Source organism: Pigmentiphaga litoralis (assembly GCF_014651835.1).
Lineage (GTDB): Bacteria > Pseudomonadota > Gammaproteobacteria > Burkholderiales > Burkholderiaceae_B > Pigmentiphaga > Pigmentiphaga litoralis.
Genome location: NZ_BMXQ01000002.1, coordinates 489,893 through 510,210 on the forward strand (window position 1 = coordinate 489,893; position 20,318 = coordinate 510,210).

The 20,318-nt window shown below is 62.7% G+C and carries 21 protein-coding genes; 16 read left to right on the forward strand and 5 right to left on the reverse strand.

All coding sequences use genetic code 11. The features are described from left to right. Window positions 1-4: 4 nt before the first annotated feature. The 14 genes from IE116_RS20740 to IE116_RS20805 all read left to right on the forward strand — a co-directional run bounded on the left by IE116_RS20740 (window position 5) and on the right by IE116_RS20805 (window position 14,151). Window positions 5-298, forward strand: a complete 294-nt coding sequence (locus IE116_RS20740; RefSeq protein ID WP_189615143.1) for a DUF1799 domain-containing protein — start codon at window positions 5-7, stop codon at window positions 296-298. 3 nt (window positions 299-301) lie between these two features. Further along, entirely contained in the window at window positions 302-3,232 is a 2,931-nt protein-coding gene (locus IE116_RS20745; protein ID WP_189615144.1) for a phage tail tape measure protein, read from the forward strand. Window positions 3,233-3,268: 36 nt separating this feature from the next. Beyond that, window positions 3,269-3,760: a carboxypeptidase-like regulatory domain-containing protein gene (locus IE116_RS20750; protein ID WP_189615145.1), complete on the forward strand. Its 492-nt coding sequence runs from the start codon at window positions 3,269-3,271 to the stop codon at window positions 3,758-3,760. An 86-nt stretch (window positions 3,761-3,846) separates the two neighbouring features. Then, window positions 3,847-4,353, forward strand: a complete 507-nt coding sequence (locus IE116_RS20755; protein WP_189615146.1) for a hypothetical protein — start codon at window positions 3,847-3,849, stop codon at window positions 4,351-4,353. A 3-nt stretch (window positions 4,354-4,356) separates the two neighbouring features. Further along, window positions 4,357-6,678, forward strand: a complete 2,322-nt coding sequence (locus tag IE116_RS20760; protein WP_189615147.1) for an SGNH/GDSL hydrolase family protein — start codon at window positions 4,357-4,359, stop codon at window positions 6,676-6,678. Between the two features lie 62 nt (window positions 6,679-6,740). Further along, window positions 6,741-7,289 carry a DUF1833 family protein gene (locus IE116_RS20765; protein WP_189615148.1) on the forward strand — a complete coding sequence of 183 codons (549 nt, stop codon included), beginning with the start codon at window positions 6,741-6,743 and terminating at the stop codon, window positions 7,287-7,289. Beyond that, window positions 7,286-7,696 carry an NlpC/P60 family protein gene (locus IE116_RS20770; RefSeq protein WP_189615149.1) on the forward strand — a complete coding sequence of 137 codons (411 nt, stop codon included), beginning with the start codon at window positions 7,286-7,288 and terminating at the stop codon, window positions 7,694-7,696. Before IE116_RS20765 ends, IE116_RS20770 begins: the two co-directional genes overlap by 4 nt. A gap of 106 nt (window positions 7,697-7,802) precedes the next feature. Beyond that, entirely contained in the window at window positions 7,803-10,862 is a 3,060-nt protein-coding gene (locus tag IE116_RS20775; protein WP_189615150.1) for a host specificity factor TipJ family phage tail protein, read from the forward strand. Between the two features lie 53 nt (window positions 10,863-10,915). Continuing rightward, complete coding sequence (locus IE116_RS20780) at window positions 10,916-11,257, forward strand: hypothetical protein (RefSeq protein WP_189615151.1); 342 nt, start codon at window positions 10,916-10,918, stop codon at window positions 11,255-11,257. Beyond that, window positions 11,254-12,327 (forward strand): hypothetical protein, encoded by a 1,074-nt coding sequence (locus IE116_RS20785; protein ID WP_189615152.1) that lies wholly within the window; start codon window positions 11,254-11,256, stop codon window positions 12,325-12,327. Before IE116_RS20780 ends, IE116_RS20785 begins: the two co-directional genes overlap by 4 nt. Before the next feature lie 58 nt (window positions 12,328-12,385). Next, the gene (locus IE116_RS20790; RefSeq protein ID WP_189615830.1) at window positions 12,386-12,874 is read left to right on the forward strand and encodes a glycoside hydrolase family 24 protein; all 489 of its coding nucleotides are present in this window, start codon (window positions 12,386-12,388) and stop codon (window positions 12,872-12,874) included. 2 nt (window positions 12,875-12,876) lie between these two features. After that, a complete protein-coding gene (locus tag IE116_RS20795) occupies window positions 12,877-13,242 on the forward strand; it encodes a coiled-coil domain-containing protein (RefSeq protein ID WP_189615153.1) in 366 nt (121 codons plus the stop codon). Then, window positions 13,214-13,645: a hypothetical protein gene (locus IE116_RS20800; protein WP_189615154.1), complete on the forward strand. Its 432-nt coding sequence runs from the start codon at window positions 13,214-13,216 to the stop codon at window positions 13,643-13,645. The genes IE116_RS20795 and IE116_RS20800 overlap by 29 nt, the downstream gene beginning before the upstream one ends. Further along, complete coding sequence (locus tag IE116_RS20805; protein ID WP_189615155.1) at window positions 13,642-14,151, forward strand: hypothetical protein; 510 nt, start codon at window positions 13,642-13,644, stop codon at window positions 14,149-14,151. Before IE116_RS20800 ends, IE116_RS20805 begins: the two co-directional genes overlap by 4 nt. Before the next feature lie 139 nt (window positions 14,152-14,290). Here IE116_RS20805 and IE116_RS20810 read toward each other — a convergent pair whose 3' ends face one another. The 3 genes from IE116_RS20810 to IE116_RS20820 form a co-directional block, all read right to left on the reverse strand. After that, entirely contained in the window at window positions 14,291-14,800 is a 510-nt protein-coding gene (locus IE116_RS20810) for a hypothetical protein (RefSeq protein ID WP_189615156.1), read from the reverse strand. 318 nt (window positions 14,801-15,118) lie between these two features. Next, window positions 15,119-15,796 (reverse strand): hypothetical protein, encoded by a 678-nt coding sequence (locus IE116_RS20815; protein ID WP_189615157.1) that lies wholly within the window; start codon window positions 15,794-15,796, stop codon window positions 15,119-15,121. 219 nt (window positions 15,797-16,015) lie between these two features. Continuing rightward, window positions 16,016-16,387: a hypothetical protein gene (locus tag IE116_RS20820; RefSeq protein WP_189615158.1), complete on the reverse strand. Its 372-nt coding sequence runs from the start codon at window positions 16,385-16,387 to the stop codon at window positions 16,016-16,018. A 403-nt stretch (window positions 16,388-16,790) separates the two neighbouring features. Between IE116_RS20820 and IE116_RS20825 the strand changes: the two genes are divergently transcribed. Further along, a complete protein-coding gene (locus IE116_RS20825) occupies window positions 16,791-17,417 on the forward strand; it encodes an SEN1982 family lipoprotein (protein WP_189615159.1) in 627 nt (208 codons plus the stop codon). 76 nt (window positions 17,418-17,493) lie between these two features. On the opposite strand, the gene IE116_RS20830 is transcribed toward IE116_RS20825, so the two are convergent. Then, window positions 17,494-18,255 (reverse strand): SDR family NAD(P)-dependent oxidoreductase, encoded by a 762-nt coding sequence (locus IE116_RS20830; protein ID WP_189615160.1) that lies wholly within the window; start codon window positions 18,253-18,255, stop codon window positions 17,494-17,496. Between the two features lie 235 nt (window positions 18,256-18,490). After that, window positions 18,491-19,390 (reverse strand): transcriptional regulator GcvA, encoded by a 900-nt coding sequence (gcvA, locus tag IE116_RS20835; RefSeq protein ID WP_189615161.1) that lies wholly within the window; start codon window positions 19,388-19,390, stop codon window positions 18,491-18,493. A gap of 115 nt (window positions 19,391-19,505) precedes the next feature. Between gcvA and IE116_RS20840 the strand changes: the two genes are divergently transcribed. Then, window positions 19,506-20,234 carry an RraA family protein gene (locus IE116_RS20840; RefSeq protein ID WP_189615162.1) on the forward strand — a complete coding sequence of 243 codons (729 nt, stop codon included), beginning with the start codon at window positions 19,506-19,508 and terminating at the stop codon, window positions 20,232-20,234. Window positions 20,235-20,318: the final 84 nt, after the last annotated feature.

Sequence of the window (20,318 nt, forward strand, 5' to 3'; positions counted from 1 at the left end):
GCGCATGTATTGGACGGCCCCCACCCAGAAGGAATTGGACAACTGGGGGCTGACCTTGGCCGACGTCATGCCGGCTGCGGTAGACCTTTGGCCGGATAACGCGCTGATTCAGCGCGTCTTCCGGACGATGCAAACCCAATGGATGCTCGGCGGCACCGGCAAGCCGACGGGGCTCAATTACGCGTCGCTGTCGTTTGTCATGCGGCGCTGTGGCGTGCCTCGCAAAGAGTTCGACGACGTCTTTGACGGTCTGCAGGTGATGGAGGCCGCAGCGCTCGACGAAATGTATAAGGGGTAGGGTATGACCGATCAGGTGGTCGGCAAGACAACGCTGCGCGTTGGCGCGGACGTGAGCGAGGCATCTGCCAAGCTCAAGGGCCTGGCCAACGACGGGAAAAAAGCAGCCGACGACATCGGGCAGGCCGGCAAGCGCGCGGCAGGTGGGGTCAATAGCATCGGTGACGCTGCCGACAAGGCGTCGCAGCGCCTCGACCAAGCCAATGCACGATGGATCCGCGGCGCTGAGACGCTGGCCGCCACCTATGGCAAGCCAAAGTCCGCGCTGCTCGAATACCAAGCGATCCAGCGCGGCATCAGCCCGTCGGTGTATGAGCCGATCATCGCGAAGGTGCGGGAAACCGAGAACGCCACGAAGGGTCTCGGCATGTCGGCGGCGGCAACTGCGGCGGCCATGCGCGGCGTGCCGGCGCAGTTCACCGACATCATCACCAGCCTGCAGGGCGGGCAGCAGCCACTGACCGTGTTCCTGCAGCAAGGCGGGCAGCTCAAGGACATGTTCGGCGGCATCGGACCTGCCGCGCGCGCTCTGGGTGGCTACATCGCCGGTCTGGTGAACCCGTTCACCGTGGCGGCCGCGGCCGCTGCAGCGCTGGCGTTTGCCTACTATCAAGGCAGCGCAGAGAACGAGAAATACAACCGCGCGCTCATCCTGACGGGCAACTATGCAGGCGTGACGGCGGGTCAGCTGCAGTCGATGGCCCGCAACATCAGTGACGTGCAAGGGACGCAGGGTGCAGCTGCGGAGGCGCTGACCGCGTTGGCTGCGAGCGCCCGAGTGGGCGGCAATGATCTGCAGCGATTCGCCGCTGTGGCGCTGTCGGCCAATAAGACGGTCGGGCAAAGCGTCGAGGAAACCGCCAAGATCTTCGCCAAGTTGGCGGACGATCCGGTCAAGGCGTCGACGGAGCTGAATCGGTCGCTCGGCTACCTGACGGGCGCAACGTACGACCAGATCCGCGCTGCCGAGGAGATGGGGCGCAAGGACGAGGCCGGCGCAATCGCCCAGCGTGCATACGCTGAGGCGATGGAACGGCGCATGGCCGAGGTGCGCAGCCAGGCTGGCACGGTCGAGCGGGCGTGGGACGGCATCACGGGCGCAGCAAAGAAGGCCTGGGACGCGATGCTCAACATCGGCCGGCCGACAGCGCCTGCGGACATCCGCAAGGAAGCCGGGGCACTGCAAGACCAGCTGAACGAGCTGCTGGCATCGCCGTCCGGCTTCGCCAGCACGGCGACCGGTGCAGCCACATACCGTGACGACCGGCAGCGCAAACGCGCGGTCGCGCAACTGCAGGCGCGCCTTACTGAACTGCGGCCACTGATTGCCAAAGCGGACGAGGAAGAGCGCAAGGCGGGTGCCGACAGCGCCGAGCGGGCGAAGAATCAGGCAGTGATCGATGCCAAGGCCCGCCTTGATGCCCAAAAGAAGGCCACGCAATCACGCGCCGAGCAGCGCGCCGATGAACTGGCGCAGTTCAAGCGCGACGCGGCGCTGGCAGGCATCGTTGGGAAGGAATACGACGACCGCGTGGCCGCGATCAACGCGAAGTACAAGGATCGCGCTGGACCGAAGCCACGCGAATACACCGACAATGCCGCCCAGCGCCTGCTCCTGCAACTGAAGGAGCAGGAAGCGTCGCAGCGCGAGCAGCTGACGACGGCGGGCAAGCTTGGCCAGGCAGCCAGCCAGCAGGCCAAGTTCGAGCAGCAGATCGCCGACCTGAAAGAAAAGAAGATCCTGACGGCGGACCAGAAGTCATTGTTGGCCGCCCAGGACCAGATCCGCGCACAGCTGGCGCAGAACGTTGCGATCGAGCAGCAGGTTAAGGCCAAGGAAACGGCCGAGGCTGCAGCGCAGAAGGCCGAAAAGGAACGCCTGGCCGCGCTGGAGCGGTACAACGAGCGGTACGGCCAGATCCAGGCCACCATCGCCAGTTCGCAACAGGCACGCGAAGAACAGTACCAGCGCCAACTGGATGCGTATGGCCAGGGCGATAAGGCCTTCGCCCGGCAGCAGGAAACGCGGGCGCTCTATCAGGAATACCTGCGTTACCAGCGAGACCTGGACCGGGCCACCCCGACCGATCAGCTGGGAGGCGATGCCTACCGGGCACGCACCGAGAACATCAAGGCGCAACTGCAGGCCGCGCTGCAGGCGCAGCAGCAGTATTACGGCAGCGTCGACGCGATGCAATCGGATTGGAGCACTGGCAGCCGCCGCGCCTTCGCCAACTACCTGGACACCGTGCGCAACGTCTCTGGTGCGGCGGAAAGCCTGCTGGGCGGGGCATTCCGAAGCGCCGAGGACGCATTCACCAAGTTCGTGACGACTGGGAAGCTGACCTTCGGCGACCTGATCAACACGATGGTGAGCGGCATTGCGCGTCTGGCGGTGCAGCAGAGCATTACCGGGCCGCTATTCAGCTTTCTGTCGACGGCTCTCACAGGCTTCATCACTCCGTCGACGCCAACAGGATTGGTAAACGGCAACACGACCACGTTGGGAAGCGGGGGAGGTGGGCTTGGGCTCAAACCGCCGACACCTGTCTACGGATCCCGTGCGATCGGCGGCGATGTGTCCGCTCGCAAAATGTACGAAGTGAATGAGCGCGGCCACCCCGAGTTGCTCGAAGCCGGAGGCAGGCAGTATCTGATGATGGCTGGGCAAGATGGGACGGTAACGCCTCTAGTCGCTCGTGGCGGCGCCAGCGGCGCTGCGGCAGCTGCTCCGAATGTGAACATCGTCATCGAGGATCACAACGGCAACCAGTTCGAGGGTTCCGCAACCTCAGGGGATGACGGTTCAACGCTCATCAAAATGGTTGTGAAGCAGGCAGTAGACGCGGTGGCGGGTCAGTTCGACGCCGGACAAGGCAGCGTTTATCGAGCGGCTAAGGGCCGCTTTGGCCTTCGAGACAGCTTTGGGACCTAGCTTTATTATGTAGTCCCAGCATCTGATTTCGACAACATGAAACGGCTCCTTATCATCGCGGTCCTGCTTGGCATGAGCGCCTGTGCTACTGCCCCACAACCGAGGCCATCTGCGCGGCTTCCATTCAATGATGCGGAATATGCGGCGCTGCCGAAAGCCGGTACCGGCATCGTCGAGGGCCAGATTTTTGCCCGTCTGCGCGGCGGTGCAGTCATCAAGGGCGCCGGGAGCGAGATCTATCTGAATCCCGTGACGACACTGAGCCAGCAATGGTTCGACGAGGCGATGAAAGGGAACGAGATGGCCGGTGATGCTGATCCACGGTACCTCGCGGCCGGCCGTACCGCATTTGCAGATGCCGATGGCCGCTTCAAGTTTGATCAACTGCCGCCTGGTGATTACTACGTGACAGGGATGATCCAGTGGGAGGCGCCCACGCAGTTCGGCGTCGCTCGTCAAGGCGGCCGGGTGATAAACAAGGTCACCGCAGAGAACGGCAAGACTGCAAATGTACTGCTTGGCTGGTAGCACACCGCCGCGCAAACGACCCGCTTCGGCGGGTTTTTTTTCGTCCTCACCCACCCGCTTCGGCGGATTTTTCTTTATGGGTCCCCATGGCAGATATCCCGAAGTGGCCGGCGCTGCTGCCGCGGCCGACCGCGAGCGGCTACGGCTACCAGCCCAAGGCGCCGTTCGTGCGGACGGACATGGATGCCGGCAACGCCCGGCAGCGTCGGCGTTTCCGCACCTTCCCGACGACGGTCAAGCTGACCTGGATATTCAACCGGCAACAGTTCGATCTGTTCGAAGCCTTCGTCCACCACGACACGGCCGACGCCGCCGGCTGGTTCCAGATCGACTTGGCCAACGGGCGCGGCACAAGCCTTGTGCAGACGCGCTTCAGCCAGAACCCGCCCTACAACGTGTCGCTGGTGGCAAGCGGCCTGGATCTGTGGAGCGTATCGGCTGAGCTCGAAGTGAAGGCCATGCCCGTCGCATCTGTCGATGAATACACGCTCATGAAGGTGGGCGTGACGACGCCTGAATTCGCCGCGATCGACGACGCGTTTTACACCTTGTTCAACAATACGATGCCAGCGCACGACGCTTGGCAGGAGTGACTGATGGCGCAACTGCCTTTCCCTGAAGCCACCGCCCGGTGGTCCGCCACCGAATCGAAGGTCAACGAGTGGGCTACCGGCGCCGGTAGCGTCAACTTTGGCGCCGGCCCGGTGAAGTCTCCCACCGCCCTGATCGCGTCGAAAGAAGCGATGATCGACAGCGCGGTGGAGTCGCGGCTGGCCTTCACTTATCGCGGTGTGTGGGCACCCGGCACGGCCTACGCCCGCAAGGACTATGTGTTGCACGGCGACCCTGCGCTGAAATATGCCACGGGCGACGCGCACGTGTCGGGCGAGAGCTTCGACGCTGATCTGGCGGCCGGGCGGTGGTTACCTTTCCCGTCCGAAACGCACATCGTCACGATTCAGGAACTGGGCGGCGCCGGCGACTTCGACGTGGCGACGGGTATCGGCCGCAATAACTTCTTCCCGCTCCTGAACTACACGCGCCTGTTCTCTGACGGGCCGACGGTGCACTTCCCGTTCATCACCGGGACGACGAACGTCTATCACTTTGCCTACGAATCGATCTATGGCCTGGGGCCAGGCACGGTGCGAATCACGCGCGACGAAGGGGTCAAGTTTCATCTGGTCAATGTCGGCTTTGATTGTGACGTCAACGGTGCGATCGAGATCATCCCGAGCATCGAGATGGGCTTCACCTACCTGGAGGGCAACACGTCCTTCGGCCAGCCGCTGAACGCCAAAGAGCGCCACTTCGTCGGGGCGGGCGACCTGATCCGCAACACGTTCCGCAAGGTCAATCCGGCTGCCGAATTCACGGCACGGCGGTACATGTGGCCCGGCAGCCCGAATGCTGGCGGCAGCGAGATCGAAACGTTGGCGGGCAGCGGTGCCATCTCCTACACGGCTGATACCGTTGAATTCAACTCGCCAGGCACTGGATATTACGAGCTCGCCGAGATCCGCCTGAAGGTCGGCCAACGTCTGCACTGTTCCGTGACCATCCCCGCTGGCATGGCGGGGCTGACACCGGCTTGCTTTGCGCGGACCGCGCTGGGCTACTACGGCATGACGTGGTCGGGCGGTAACTCGGCATTCATCGAAAAGGAAGCCGGAAGCGGCTATGTGCAAGGCAACGTCGTGCACCCGCAAGATGCGTATCGGCAGGTGCATGCGACGTTCGACCCGAGCCAGGCCATCATCACGATCGAGCCCACCAGCGCGTACAGCTTCAACATTCTGGTCAACGGAGCGCTGTTCCGCTCGCGGACGGTGAAGGATCCGATCCAGGCCTACGGCATCGGCGGTTACCTGGCCGGGCAGACCGCCGGCGTCCGGTACGAAAACCTCTGGATCGAGGAAGGCGGGGCGCAGAATTCAACGGGCCTGCTGGGCCTGTTCTATATCGGCGACTCGCGCCAGCAAGACCCCGGTGCGCCTTGCCCCGGCCGTTGGGCTGCGAAGTATCTCGATGGCTCGATGGGCATGCGGGTCTCTCAGTATCGCAACCAGGCGGTGGGCGGCCAAGCTTCCGCCAACCAACTCGCGATCCTGCTCGCGAATGGCGTGCCTGCCGGCACTACGGACACGGTCATCGGCGTCGGGACAAACGACCAGCAAGGGGCACTCGGTGCGGCAGCGCTGTACGCCAACGTGAAGCAGATGATTGGCATCTGCAAGGCCGCCGGGTCGCGGGTCGTGCTCGACCTGTACCCGCTCTGGTACACGCAAGCCCAAGCCGGGGCGCGCGGCCAGGCATCGACCCGTTATGCGGAAGGCAACCCGTACCGCGCAACCATCATGCGGCTTGCTGCAGAAGAGCGCGTCGTCGTGGTGGATGGGCTCACCGAATACGGCTTGATCATCGCCAACATGGTCAACCCGGCTCTGGCGCCCAACCTTACCTGGATGGACCCTGTCGTGGCGGACAACATCCACGGCAACCCGACGTTGTTCCGCCTGCAGGGCTGGGCACATGCCAAGGCGATTCTGGGTCAGATCAACAAGGTGACCAGCAACCGCGTCGACTGGACAGACCTGCCTTCGGTCTGGGCACCCCAGGAGGGTTGGAACTATGTCAACGGCTCCGCGCGGCGCTTCCGGGCCAATGACTCAGGCGACGTCGAATTCCGGATGCATCTGACCATGGCCGCCGGCGCTGCGCGGGCGAACGGAACCCTCGTGCACGGCTTCGGCAAATTCCTGACGCCTCGCGACCCGGTCGTCATCCCTGTGCTGACCGACCTGTTTGAGCCTGGGTACCTGGTCCTGTCGCCGGACGGTGGCTTGCGGTGCTACGGCCTGGCCCCGGCCGCCGGCACGACGTTACGGGTCGCCTCGGGCGTCTACAGCACGTACTAAAGCCGCCATGAAACTGAACCGACAACCCGCCGCGCGCGGGTTTTTTTTTGCCTGGAGGGTGCATGGCCGCAGCAAAAAGCGGACTGAGTGAAGCCCTGGCCGAGGCCTATGCGTCGGCGCCGGCGGATGCCGTGATCTTCGACACGATCGAGATCCGGCACCCGGCTTTCATCGACGACGACGGCAAGCAAACCGCGATTCGAGTTGTCATCGGGTACGAGGAAATCGAAGCACGGCTCGAAGACGATGCGCCCATGGACGCGGGCAGGGTGGTGAAGTTCATACCGGGCGCGTTCCGGTTTTCGCTGCCCGGCTTCGAGGCCGGATCGGTGCCCAGCATGCGCATCTCGCTGGATAACGCCAGCCGCGAGGTGACATCCCACCTGGAGCAGGCGATCGCGCAGACCGCCCGCATTGAGGTGACATACCGGCCGTATCTGGCCAGCGATCTGTCGGCGCCGCAGATGGACCCGCCATACACGATGACGCTCACCAACGTGCACGCCGACGTCTTCCAGGTGACAGGCACCGCGACGCTCAGCGACGTGCACAACTGGCCGTTTCCTCGGCGCAGGTACACGCCTGACGACTTTCCGGGGCTGGTGCGATGACGCCGGCAGCGGTCAACGGCTACATCGGGCTGCCGTGGCGCGCGGGCGCTGTCGGCCCTGACGCGTTCAACTGCTGGGGCCTGCTGCAGACGGTCCAGCGCGATCACTTCGGCGTCGCTCTGCCCGACCTGGCGCTGGGCGATGCTGCGCGCCAGGCGTACGCGGCGCACATGCATGCACGCGACTGGGAAGTGGTGCCGGCGCCGTTCCATGGCGCTGGTGTGCTGCTGCGGGGCGGAGACGATCCGCACGTGGGCGTCTGGCTGGATCTGGACGGCGGTGGTGTGCTGCATGCGATGCAGGGCCGCGGCGTCATTTGGACGGCGCGATCTGGCCTGCGCCTCCTGGGCTTTTCTCGACTTCAATACTACCGGTTCCACAATGGCCCATCTGATCGTTTGCCGTGACCCGTTCCGCCCACAGGTCGGGCGCGAGGTCGTCCAAGTCTGCCGCCGCACGCGGGTGGACACGCTGCTGCGCGGGCGCGGGCTCATTGCCGGGCGCGGTCGAAAGATGCAGCGTCGGCACCCGTTCATCGTGGTGCTCAACGACGCGCCCATCATGCAGAAGGAATGGGGCCGGGCGATCGCCGCTGACGATGTGTGCGCGGTGATGTTGCTGCCGCAGGGCGGCGGCGGATCGAACCCGCTGCAAGTGGTGCTGCAGGTGGCGCTCATTGCGGCGTCCATCTATGCGCCCTACCTGGCGGGGCTGACGACCACGCTGGCAAGCGGCGCCGTGGTGGCGTCGACGGCCGGGGCATTGCTGAGCGCTGGCGTCATGCTGGCGGGCGGCTTACTGATTAACGCGCTCCTGCCGCCGCCGAAGGCAGCCGTGGCGCAGGGCCGCGAGGGCGCCAGCCCGACATACACCGTGGGCGCGCAGGGCAACGCCGCGCGGCTGCTGGAGGCGATCCCGGTGCTCTATGGCCGGTTTCGGCTATATCCCGACTTCGCCGCCCAGCCGTACGTCGAGAACATCGGCAACGAGCAGTTCCTGTATCAGCTGTTCTGCCTGACGCAGGGCGAGATCGATATCGACAAGATCCGCATCGAAGACACCGACATCACGTCTTTCGGTGAGGTGCAATACGAGGTCATCAAGCCCGGCGGCGCCGTGACGCTGTTCCCGGACAACGTCGTGACGAGCGACACCGTGCAGAACCTGGAGCTGCTGGCGGCCAACGAGGCGAACGCGGGCGACGGCTGGAAAGGCCCATATGTGGCGAACCCTGCCAACACCGAGGCCAACTGGATCGCGATCGACTTCAGCTACCAGGGCCTGTTCTACGCCAACGACAGCGGCGGCCTGGATGCGCTGTCGATGACGTTCGAAGTCCAGGCGCAGCGGGTCGACGGTGCTGGTGCCGGCGCGGGCGATTGGCTGCCCATCGGCGGCGAGACGCTGACGATGGCCAGCGACAAGGCGCAGGTTATCTCGCGCCGCTACCCGGTGCCCGCTGGCCGCTACCAGGTGCGCGTGCGCCGGGTAGGCGACAAGGCGTTGGACTCGCGCGCGAGCAACACGCTGTATTGGGCCGGCATGCGTGCCTATTTGCCCAGCAAGAGCTATTACGGCGACGTCACGCTGCTGGCAATGGTCATCAAGGCGACCAACAACCTGAACGGCAACACCGCGCGGCGGGTGAACGTGCTCGGCACGCGCAAGCTGCCAGTCTGGGACGGCGCGACCTGGTCGGTGCCGGTGGCCACCCGAAACCCGGCGTGGGCGATCGCGGACGCGTTCCGGAACACGACCTATGGGCGCGGCCTGACGGACAAGCGCATCAATCTTGACGAGCTGCTGCGCCTGGCTGGCGTATGGGCAGCCCGTGGCGATTACTGCGACGGCGTGTTCGACACCACGTCCACCCTGTGGGACGCGGTGACGCAGATAGCGCGCGTGGGCCGCGCCGTGCCGATGTATTACGCCGGGGTCATCGACGTGGTGAGGACCGAGCCGAAGGTCATCCGCGAGGCCGTCTTCACACCGCACAACATGGTGGCCCGATCGTTCGCCATCGACTACGCCTTTCCGGATGTGGACGCGGCCGATCACGTCGTGGTTGAGTACACCGACCCGCGGACCTGGAAGCCGGCGCAGGTGCCGTGCATCCTGCAGGGCGGCACGGCCAACAAGGCGGCCAACGTGCAGTTCTGGGGCATCACCGACCGCGATCAGGCATGGCGTGAAGGCATATCGATGGCCGCGGCCAATCGTGACCAGCGCCGTGCGGTCAGCTTTACGACCGAGATGGAAGGCAACATTCCGAGGTATGGCGGGCTGGTGGCGGTGAGCCACGATGTGCCTGAATGGGGGCTATCCGGGCAGGTTGAGCACTTCGATCCAGCCAGCGGCCTTCTGCGCACCAGCGAGCCGCTGCAATGGTTTGGCGATGAGTCGCACTACCTGGCGCTGCGCCGGCGCAATGGCTCGGCCGATGGTCCGTATGGAGTCGTGCCCGGCCCTGACGAGTTTTCGTGCATAGTGGCCGCATCCGAAGATGTGCGGCGCGCCATCTACGTCTCGGACGGCCGACGTTCCGAGCCCACCCTTTACGTGTTTGGTCCTGGCGAGCGTCGCGGACTGGACTGCGTGATGCTGGCAGCCGAGCCGGACGAGGACGGCAAGGTGAAGCTGCGCCTGACGAATTACGCGCCGTCGGTGCATGAGGCGGAAGAGGGCGGATCGGCTCCACCACCGGCACCTGCTTCACTGCTGCCAGGCGTGACGGCGGCTCCGGTGGTGGCATCGGTGTCGGTGGTGGGTGGTTCGGTCAACGGGCAGCAGACGGTGACGGCCACGGCCGCCCGCGGTGCAGAGCGATACGAGTTCGAAGCGAGCTCGGACAACCTGACATGGGCGCTGCTCGGCTCCGCCACCACGCCGAGCATCAGCACCACGCTCAGCGTGGGTACCTGGCACGTCCGAGCGCGCGCGATCGGAGCCATGCCTGGGCCGTGGGCCTACTGGACTGGCGTCATCAGCGAAATGACGATGCCGCCGCCGGCGCCAACGCTCACTCTGCAGGAGGCGTGGGCGGGCAAGGCGGTACGCGTCAACATCAGCAACGCACGCGGCGACTTTCGGACCATCCGCGTGTGGACTGGCGGCGTCATGCGGCGCGAGTTCAACACGACCAACTTTGTGATCGAGTGGACGTATGACGACGCCGTCGCAAGCGGAGCGGTCAGCCCAGAGGTGACATTCACCGTACTCGAGGTGAACGTGGCCGGGCCGTCTGCCGAGGCATCCATCACCGTGACCAACAGCGCGCCGGCGGCACCGGGCGGCACGGTCGTCCAGGCGCAGTCTGGCCTGGCGCTGCGCCTGGTCTGGTCCACGGCCAGCGACGCGGCGCGGCACTACATCACGGCGCCGTCCGTCGGAGACTTCCCAGGCTTCACCTGGAGCGGTCTGCCCAACGGCGAGCCGTATGTGGACGTGCCGTTGCCGCTGGGCACGAATGGAGACGTCGTGTTTTCGATCCGCTGCGTGGATCTGTGGGGAAATTCGTCGCCGACCACCACCGTGCAGTACCAGTCCCCGCCAGATACCGGCGGTGGCGACTGACCATCAGCAGCAACCCAGGCCCGCCGCGCGCGGGCCTTTTCTTTGGAACCACGATGGAAGAACGCCTACTGCGCATTCAACAGGGCGACACCTGGGCGCTCGAAATCCTGCTGCAGGACGAGCAGGACCAGCCGGTCGACCTCACCGGCGCAACTGCGAAGATGCAGCTGCGGCCGTTTCCGTCCAGCGGCGTGCTGGTGGCCGAGCTGAGCACGGAAAATCAGCGCATCACGATCGGCCCGGCTGGAAAGATCGGTTTGCTTTTGGCGGCCGAGGTGACTGCCGCACTGCCAGCCAAGCCCGGCGTGTATGACCTCGAAGTGACGTTCGCGTCGGGCGTCGTCACGAAGATCATCGGCGGCAGTTACCTGGTCCTGGCAGAGGTCACGCGATGAAGGTCACGGTAAAGGAAGTGGTGCCTGTAGTCGTGGCGCGTGCGGCGCCTACGGCAGTCATCAGGGTGACAACCAGCGCGCCAGCCGCAGCCGGGCCGGGTGTCGGGCCAACGCCAGAGCAGATCCAGGCGGCCGTCGACGCCTACCTGATGGCGCACCCGCCGCAGGACGGGAAGGATGCAACGGACGACCAGGTCGCCGCGGCGGTGTCAGAGTACTTGGTCGCCCATCCGCCGCGTGATGGAGACAACGCCACGCCTGAACAGGTCGCCCAGGCTGTAGCCGCGTACCTTGCGGCGCACCCGCCGAAAGACGGCGAGCCCGGCAAGGATGCGACGGCCGCGCAGGTAGCCTTCGCGGTCGAACAGTACCTTGCGCAGCATCCGCCAGCTGACGGCAAGGATGCCTCCGACGAGCAGGTGGCCGCAGTCGTCGCCGCCTACTTCGCTGCGCATCCACCGCCGACGGCTGACGCTTTCGCGCCAGCGGCACCCGAGGACGATGCCTACCTGCTGCGATCGCTCAAGGGTCAGCCGTTCGGTCTGGCCGACCTCGATGGCAGCGGCGGCCTGGCCCAGCGGATGAAGATCGCCGCCGGCAGTACGCCGGGCGTGATCCGCGACACGCAAGGGGAGGGCAACGGAAAGGCGTCGGTGTACCCCGCGTCGATCGCCAGCGACGGCGCTGCGGCCATCCTGATCAAGACCGGCATCTGGCAGTCGGGCCTGGACTATGCCTTCCGCGTATTCGGTACGTGCAAGGGCGGTGTCGTCAACCTGAGCATCTATCGCATCGTGCTCAGCGGCGACCCCTATGTGGCGAAGTGGGGCTACATGAACAACGGCGATGTTCCGGTCACCGTGACGTTCGGCAGCTTTGCCGACGGCTATGGCGGCTGGGCCATTGAGGGGGACTTTGGCCGCGGGCAGTTCGTCGTGACTGACGCCGCTGTCGTCGGCAACGGCACCGGCGACCCGCAAGTACGCGACTGGTCGATGATGACCGCCGCCAACACCGCTCTCCTGAATTCGCAGACCCCGGTACCGCGCCAGAGCTTGGCCGCCACCTGAACACCGCAACGCAATACCAATGCCGCCGCAGGGCGGTTTTTTTTCGTCTGGAGACACCATGCCGAGGATCTCGGAAAAGGAAGCAGGAAGCAGCAACATGCTGGCGGTCCTGGACATGCTCGCGTTCAGCGAGATCGGCCCGAAGCTGTTGGCGTCTTCGGACGACGGGTACAACGTGGTGGTCGGCGGCGGCCTGTTTGGCAGCTATGCGGACCACCCCCGCAAGCTGGTGCCGTTGCCGCGCCTCGGCATCAGTTCCACGGCGGCCGGGCGCTACCAGCTGCTGCAGCGGTACTGGGATGCCTATCGGGTATCGATGAAGCTGCAGGGCGGCTTCAGCCCGATCAACCAGGACCGCATCGCCATTCAGCAGATCCGCGAGCGTCGTGCGATCCCCGACATCGAAGCGGGCCGCATCCGCGATGCCATCGCGAAGATCCGGAACATCTGGGCTAGCCTGCCAGGCGCCGGATACGGCCAGCACGAGCAGAAGATCGACGACCTGGTGCGCGCCTATGTCGCCGCCGGCGGCACCGTGAAGGAGTGACCATGGCGGCTGAAGCTGTAACCCAGGAGGTTATCTCCGGGTGGGCGGGTCTGATGGCAGTGGCAGGCGTTGTGCTGAGCCAGGCCTGGACCGCCTACAAGACCAACAAGATCGACAAGGCGAGCGGGGGCGCACAGCTCGACATGATCAACCGGCTGTCTGATCAGCTGGACAAGGAACGGGAGGCCACAAAGGTCGCCAATGAGCGGGCCGACCGGTTCGCCCAGGAACGAAACGACCTTCACCAGGTGGTGGGCGAGCTGCGCGGCGAAGTCCGTGCGCTCAGCAGCCAAATCAAGAACCTGACGGACGAAGTCGCTGAGCTGAAAGGAGTGCCACATGTCCAGGCTATCGCGCCTCAAGTTTGACCGGTTCTGTGTCCTTAACCAGCCGCTGGTGGCTGCAATCAAAACGGCGACCAGCGGCGTCGCCATTGCTCTGTTTGGCGGCATCGCCGGCTATTCGATCGGCCGCATCGAACTGAGCCACCTCATGAGCGAGCAGGCCGCCCGGCACGTCACCGAGATCCTGCGCGTGCGGGACGAATACGGCGCGAAGGCGCAAAACACTCGCGATGCCGTCCGGCAGGCTGCGGAAGGGGCCAGCGAGGCCGCCCAGGCGCTGCGTGACCTTGCGGTGGGGCCAAGTGCCAAGGCCCAGGCCGATCGCGCCCAGGACGCCGCTGCGCGGGCTGAGGCGGCACAACATCGCGTCGAGGAGATTTTCCCGGAGGTGGAAGCGGCTACGGTCAAGAAGGGGCCGAAGCCATGAGTCCGCTGAGCACGTTGGGCATCGGCGCAGTAGCCGGACTACTGGTGGGGGCCGCGGCCGGATGGACGGTGCAAGGTTGGCGCGGCACGGCGGCGATGCAAACGCAGGTCGCTGTGGTGGCCAGCGAACGCGCAGACGCCGCAACAGCCGCGCGCACCGCCGAGGCGGATCAGCGGCAGATCGAATACAACAGGATGGAAGCCAATGCGCAAGTCACCTACAACGACCAGGCTCGCCGCGCCGAGAACGCGCAGGCTGCTCGCGATACTGCCGCTGCTCTTGTCGGCCTGCGGAACGCCCTTGCCGCCGCAGACGCCCGCGCCACCAGTGGTCAGGCCGGCGGCAATCCCAGCGCCCGCACCGGCGCTGATGACGCCCGTACCCTACGAATCGTGGCGAGCGAGTGCACAGCAGAATACGGAAAGATGGCGGCAAATGCTGTCAGCGCCGGAAGCACCGTGACGAGCTGGCAAGATTACACGCGTGCACTCGATTCTGGCCTTTGAGTTTCGAGCTGCTGATCTTGATGGGTCTGCTGATGGCCTGCAGGCCAGCCCACGACGGTTTCAGGTCAAGGCTACCAGCCGCGCAGAAAGCAAAAAGGACAGTACGGGGACTGTCCTTTGATTTCTAACTGTCAGAAGCCTAGTTGCAAACTACAAGCTCGTCTGTTGCACGATTTAACGGATAAGAGGCAGGCGTTTTAGTGACGCGAACCCGGCGAAAATCCACTGGCTTTACCTGCTCATAGGCCTTGACCCACATCACAGGTTCAATCTCCTGGTCGCCGTTCTTTGGATGTAACGATTCGACCACGAGCGAAATTTCAGCTCGGTGGTGTGTCTTGGCCCTCTGCAGTCTGACTTCAGAAATTAGGAGTTGGTTAAATTCTTCAAGCTGCTCAAGAGTTGAGGACGGTACCACCCAATGATCCATTTTCCGATCGGCTTCAACCGGAGCTGTATGGGTAGCGGCAACTTCCTCAGGTTCGTCATCGGTTGAAGCAGTGCGAACGTACGATAGTAGTGCGATCAAGGCAGCAACCGTAGCCAACGCTAGCATGTAGTTTTCCCATGCTTCGTAGAAGGTTGCGCCCAGGCCTGCAACAATGACAACAACTAAGCACACATTGGCGATAGCTCTGTGATTGTTCATTTTTGACCCGTTAAAGGCTTGCTAGATGTTGATAGTAGCGCAGTCCAACCCAATCCTGCTGACAGGCATTGCATCACGCTCTCTGGCTGTATCGCTGCATAGCTGAAGGCAACACCGAGCGCCACGAAAATTAAACACTCGGAAAGTGATCGCCACCTGGACCGCTTCTTACTTCCGAAAACGCTGTCCAACAGGCGTGACAAGCAGATGGCGCGTGATTCTGTCGCGGTCATTCTGCACCAAGCAATGATAGCTCCCAATCCAACAAAGCTAGCGGCGACTACATCAAACGGCGGAAGCACCATTGGAATTACCTCTTCAAATGTCGCTTCGGCTAGATGCTAGCCCGATCAGCTTCTCTGCTCGTTCGAATTGCTGAAGTGCGTCCTCAAGCCGTTTCATCATCAGCTGGACCTGCTTCTTGGTCATCTGAAAGCTTAGAGAACTGTCAAGATCCGTGTCCAACATTGCAACAGCGACAGGTACTGCAGAGCTAAGTGGCTCCTCAGAAGCTGGCAGGCGAACATCAACGCTGATCAGAAAGCGCTGAAGAGTAGGCAACGTCGAATTGGCAAGCTGGCCCTTGTCCATCTGGTCATTGATGGCTCCCTGCTTTTGCGAGATGGCTTGGAGCAGGGCACGAATGTTTGAATTTTCCGCAGGGATTAGCTCTTCGGCGTACAGCGCTGCTGCGAGTTCATCAACGCTCATCTCCGAAAAAGCGGTGACAAGTGCTACTAGAAACGTTGCTGCGTTAAGGACGGCAGATACCTCGTCCTTAGAGATATTGAGTTCAGCCGCTACCTGCTTCTTGTCCTCAAGCGAACCACTGTCGAAGGCATCGACCGCATAGCCGCACAATTGTGTCCAGTCAGCACTCTCCAGCGTCTCGATACGCGTCATCCCAGCCTTCAAGAACGGCTTCACAGCGCTCGGCATCGACAAAATTACGTCCGCTACAGACATTCCGTGGTGGGGACGAAGGTTTGTGCTCATATGCGAGATCCACAGGGTGAGGGCGGATCGAATCATACTCGCACGACCAAAACAGGCGCAACAAAACGTTTCTGCTTGTTGCTAGCTGAGTGACGCGGAAGTACTAATTGAATTGCAAAGCCACAACCAAGCTGATCTTAGGAATCCCTATCGATTTGCGCATCTCTTCGACGGCATACCAAGTGTTCGCCTGCGTTATCTAGGAGGGAGCTACCTTCGCTAGAGGCGGCCGCGCGGCACATCCAGCGGCATCACTGGGAAGTCGTCCCCGTCTTCGTCCAAATTCATCGCACGCGCCACCGGCGAGACGCCTCGGAGGCTGCCGCGTCGAACCTTCTGCTCCATCACAGCCGGCTCGCGTTCAAGCAGCAGGTTCAGTTGGTGCAGAGCAGTAAGTCGACCGCCACGCTCGGCAAGCCACACGGCGGCCACTGTGGCGCTTGCTTGATCCACCTGCCGCAGTACGCCGTGCAGGCGAGCAATTTCGCGCAGCAACACGCGGGTATGTTCGTCCGGGTGGTCGACCCATATTGCCCGCAACGTGGCGAGCATCATCGGTTCTGCTGAAGCGGTCAACTGGGGGCGTTTCATAGCAATGATCACTGTTTATACATACAGTGTAGCCACGATAGATTCCGTTCCGCATTTCGAACAGTTACCTGATGGCAAAACGTCTGTTTGATGCGGAACGATTTGCCTGGAGACCCGCGCCGTTCCTCGCTTTAGCTACGGGACTCAAAATCCCCCGCCGCGAGGCGTGCCGGTTCGATTCCGGCCCCGGGCACCAGACATGAAAAGCCGTTGACTGTGATCAGTCAGCGGCTTTTTTTCGTCCTCCAACAACACCTTGACGACGGCAATACGCGCCCGACACAGTCGTTACTGCGGTTTTGCCATCTGCCTGACAACTGAAGCAATGCCGAGAAGCACGCATATCGACGGGTCACATCGTCATATCAAATGGCGAGTTGGCCTGACCCGAAGAGGAAGCATTTTGCAAACCGCCATCAATTTCATCGCTGTCAGCAGCGTTGCCCTTGGTATTGCCGCGTGCGGCAATGCGAAGGACGCTAGCAAGAGCAATTTCAGCAATGCCATCCAGGCGTATCTGGACACACAAAAGGGCCTCTGCGCTGCGATTCCTGCTAAGGACTTCCCGTTTACCGTATCGAGTCGAGACTTCTTCGGTAGTCAAAAGATAAAGCAAGCCGATGCGTTGGTCGATGCCGGACTGCTGACGAAGCGGTCCACAGAGGTTAAAAGCGCGTTTGGCAACAAGGTGGAGACTGCTACCGAATACCAGGTCACTGCCGCCGGCAACAAGTTCTTCGTGGCTAACGGTGCGAACACCGTCGGTGAGCATGGTGCCTTCTGCACAGGCAAATACACCGTAGTAGAAGTGGACAACTTCACGCAACCCAGCGACACGATGGGCGTAAAGCTATCGCGAGTGACTTACCGCTACAAGGTGGACGGTGCAGACAGCTGGGCAAAACTGGAAGTCATGCGTACCAGTTACGATAATTTTGCCGAACAGGCGCAGGGCGATATCCCTGGCAAGGCAACCGTCATCTTGACGCACGATGGGTGGGTTCACGAGCACCTGTTCAAGGGCGGATAAACAGCCTTAAGCAAGGGACAAGTCGGCGAAACAGAGTGCCTCTGATTCCGACCTGCCTCAACTAAGCACGCTAAACCTAAGTCAAATTCAAGCCGCCGTCTGACAACAGTATCTCGCCGGTTAAGTAGTCCGACTCGATGAGCATCGCAACAGCTTTTGCGATGTCGTCCGGACTGGCTGCCCTGCGCATGGGGGCACGGGTCCGCCACAACTCTTGGGCGCCTGTCCACTCTGCGGTCAGGGGCGTGTCGACCAGGCCGGGTGCCACAGCGTTTACGCGAATGTCTGGCCCCAGCGATACGGCGAGCAAGCGGGTCATGTGATTGAGTGCAGCTTTGCTCACCGCATAGGGAATCGATGCACCCTTGGGACGGATACCCGCATGCGAGCTGATATTTACGACGCATCCTGCCCGACGGTGACGGGCGGCATCTCGCAATGCCGACTCGGCCAACGCAACCAGGTGGAACGGTGCAATGACATTAACCTCGTTGAGTTCGTGCCACACCGTCGAGCTGGCAGAGGCGAGGTCGCCGTGCGGAATGACTTTGCTAATACCGGCGTTATTGATCAATACGTCGAGCTGTCCCCACGCGGCGATCGCTTCGTCAATAAGCCTCACCCTGTCCGCTTCGAAAGCAAGATCAGCTTGCACGTAAATGGCCTGCTCCATTTCGGCGGCCATGGCGCGTCCCGTATCCGCAGAATTTCGCGAATGGAGCACGACCGCATAGCCCGCGCGGTTTAATGCACGGGCAATGGCTGCGCCGATACCGGAAGTGGATCCTGTAACCAACGCGACCCGTAATACGTTATCGATCGTTGGACTGGTTTTCATGTGGATATACCGGATTGGTTGCCAGACAGCCTGTACCGTAACACCAAGCCGGCGACAAGGAAGATAGTCGCAATGCCTGGCGGCCAAGCCTGGCGCGCTAGGAGGGCTTCACTTTGTGGGGCCGTGGTATTTCGATTCCGGCCCCAGGCTCCAGATATGAAAAAGCCGTTGATTTGTATGAGTCAGCGGCTTTTTTTCGTCCTTCTATTCTTGTCCTCCTGGACGGCCGTTGCGATCAGCCCGTTCGCACCTCACCACCGCCAGCCTCCCCAAGCAGCCAATCCCGAAACAGCATCACAAACGGATCACTGATCAACCGATTGGGATAGATCAAATAAAACGCATCCTTCGAATCGGTCCTCTGCGCAAACGGCGCCACCAAACGCCCCGTCCGCAAATCATCTTCAACCAGCGCCAACTGCCCTAACGCCACCCCGGCACCATTCATGGCCATCTGATACGCCAGGCTGACGCTTTCAAACGTAATGCCTCGGTCCGGATCGATATCGGACGCACCAGCAGCCTCCAACCACTGCCGCCAATAACCGGGCCGGGCGGCGGACTGCAATAGCGTCGCGCGCCGGAGGTCGCTGGGCCGGGTCATCGGCCCCAGACGATCCAGGAGTGCCGGACTGCAAACCGGCGTCAGTTCAATATCAATCAGCCGGTGGCTGGCGCAACCAGGCCAGGTGCCTTGGCCGATTCGGATGGCCACGTCGGTGGTGCGCGCGCTGAAGTCGATCGGGCCGAGTGACGTCGTGAACACGACGTCGCGGTCGGGCTGGGCGGCACGAAAGGCGGGCAGCCGGGGGACCAGCCAGCGCAGGCCGAAGGTCATCGGGCACCAGATGTGCAGCGGGTCGCGTCCTTTGGTTGACTTAATTTCGTCAGTGGCATCGCTCAGGCGCTGCAAGGCGTCGCTCACGCTTTGCAGATAGAGCGTGCCGCTGTGGGTGAGGGTGACCTGCCGGTGGGATCGCTTGAACAGGCTTATGCCCAGGTGTTCTTCCAGCAGCCCTAGCTGGCGGCTGACGGCACCGGGCGTGACGGACAACTCTTCGGCAGCGAGTTTCACGCTGCCTCGGCGCCCAACGGCTTCGAAAGCGCGAACAGCATTTAGCGGGGGCAGGCTCATCTGACTTCTCGATTCGAAAAAACTCAACTGAATCGCAGTTTAAATCGCTTGAGCGGGCCTTGCCCATGCACAAGAATTCGCTCCATCCAACGCAATCAAAAAGGAGTGCCCTTCCATGCAACAGGAAAAGCGACTGACCGGAAAGATAGCTCCGGAGCGCATTCGCCACATGGGCGTGCCCCGTGCCGACCCGGCATTGCTGGCAGCCTACCGCGCGCTGGGTGACGCGAGCGGGGTCATCTCCGATGTGATGGATCGATTGGGCATCCCGGGCGTGGTTGCGGCGTCAACGCTGGCGCCCACGCTCCCGGGCAAGGTGATCGTGGGCACCGCGCTGACGGTGCGCAATGTCATGCAGCGGGGGCACGAGTACGAGGCCGCGCGGGCTGTCGTGAACAAGATGGCCGAATTCGAAGCGCATAACCTTGCCCAGCCCGACGACGTTCTGGTTATACAGGGCGTGGCGGGGGTTTCCAATATGGGCGGTATTTCCGCGCAGTTGGGCAAGCGCCATGGCGAGGTGGGCGCGATTGTGATGGGCGGGGTGCGCGATGTGGCGCATTCACGCTCGGTGGACTACCCGGTGTGGGCGTCGGAAATCACGCCGCGCACGGGCAAGTGGCGGGTGGAGACTGTGGAGATCAATGGCGACGTCGACATTGCCGGGGTGCGGGTCTGTTGCGGTGACATTGTCTTCGCAGACGATACGGGTGTGTGCTTCATCCCGGTTGCCCGAGCGCAGGAAGTCCTGGCTATGGCGCAAAAGACCGTGGCGGACGAGGAAAAGAAGTGCGCCGCGATCGACGCCGGTACTCACATCGCCGACCTGCCTAAAAGCGACTGAAACGAGCGCCGCAGCCGGTGCAGTCACGGGTTTGTTCCGCTGTGCAGCGGGGCCGGTGTAAGTACTCTTGCTGTCAGCGTTCAG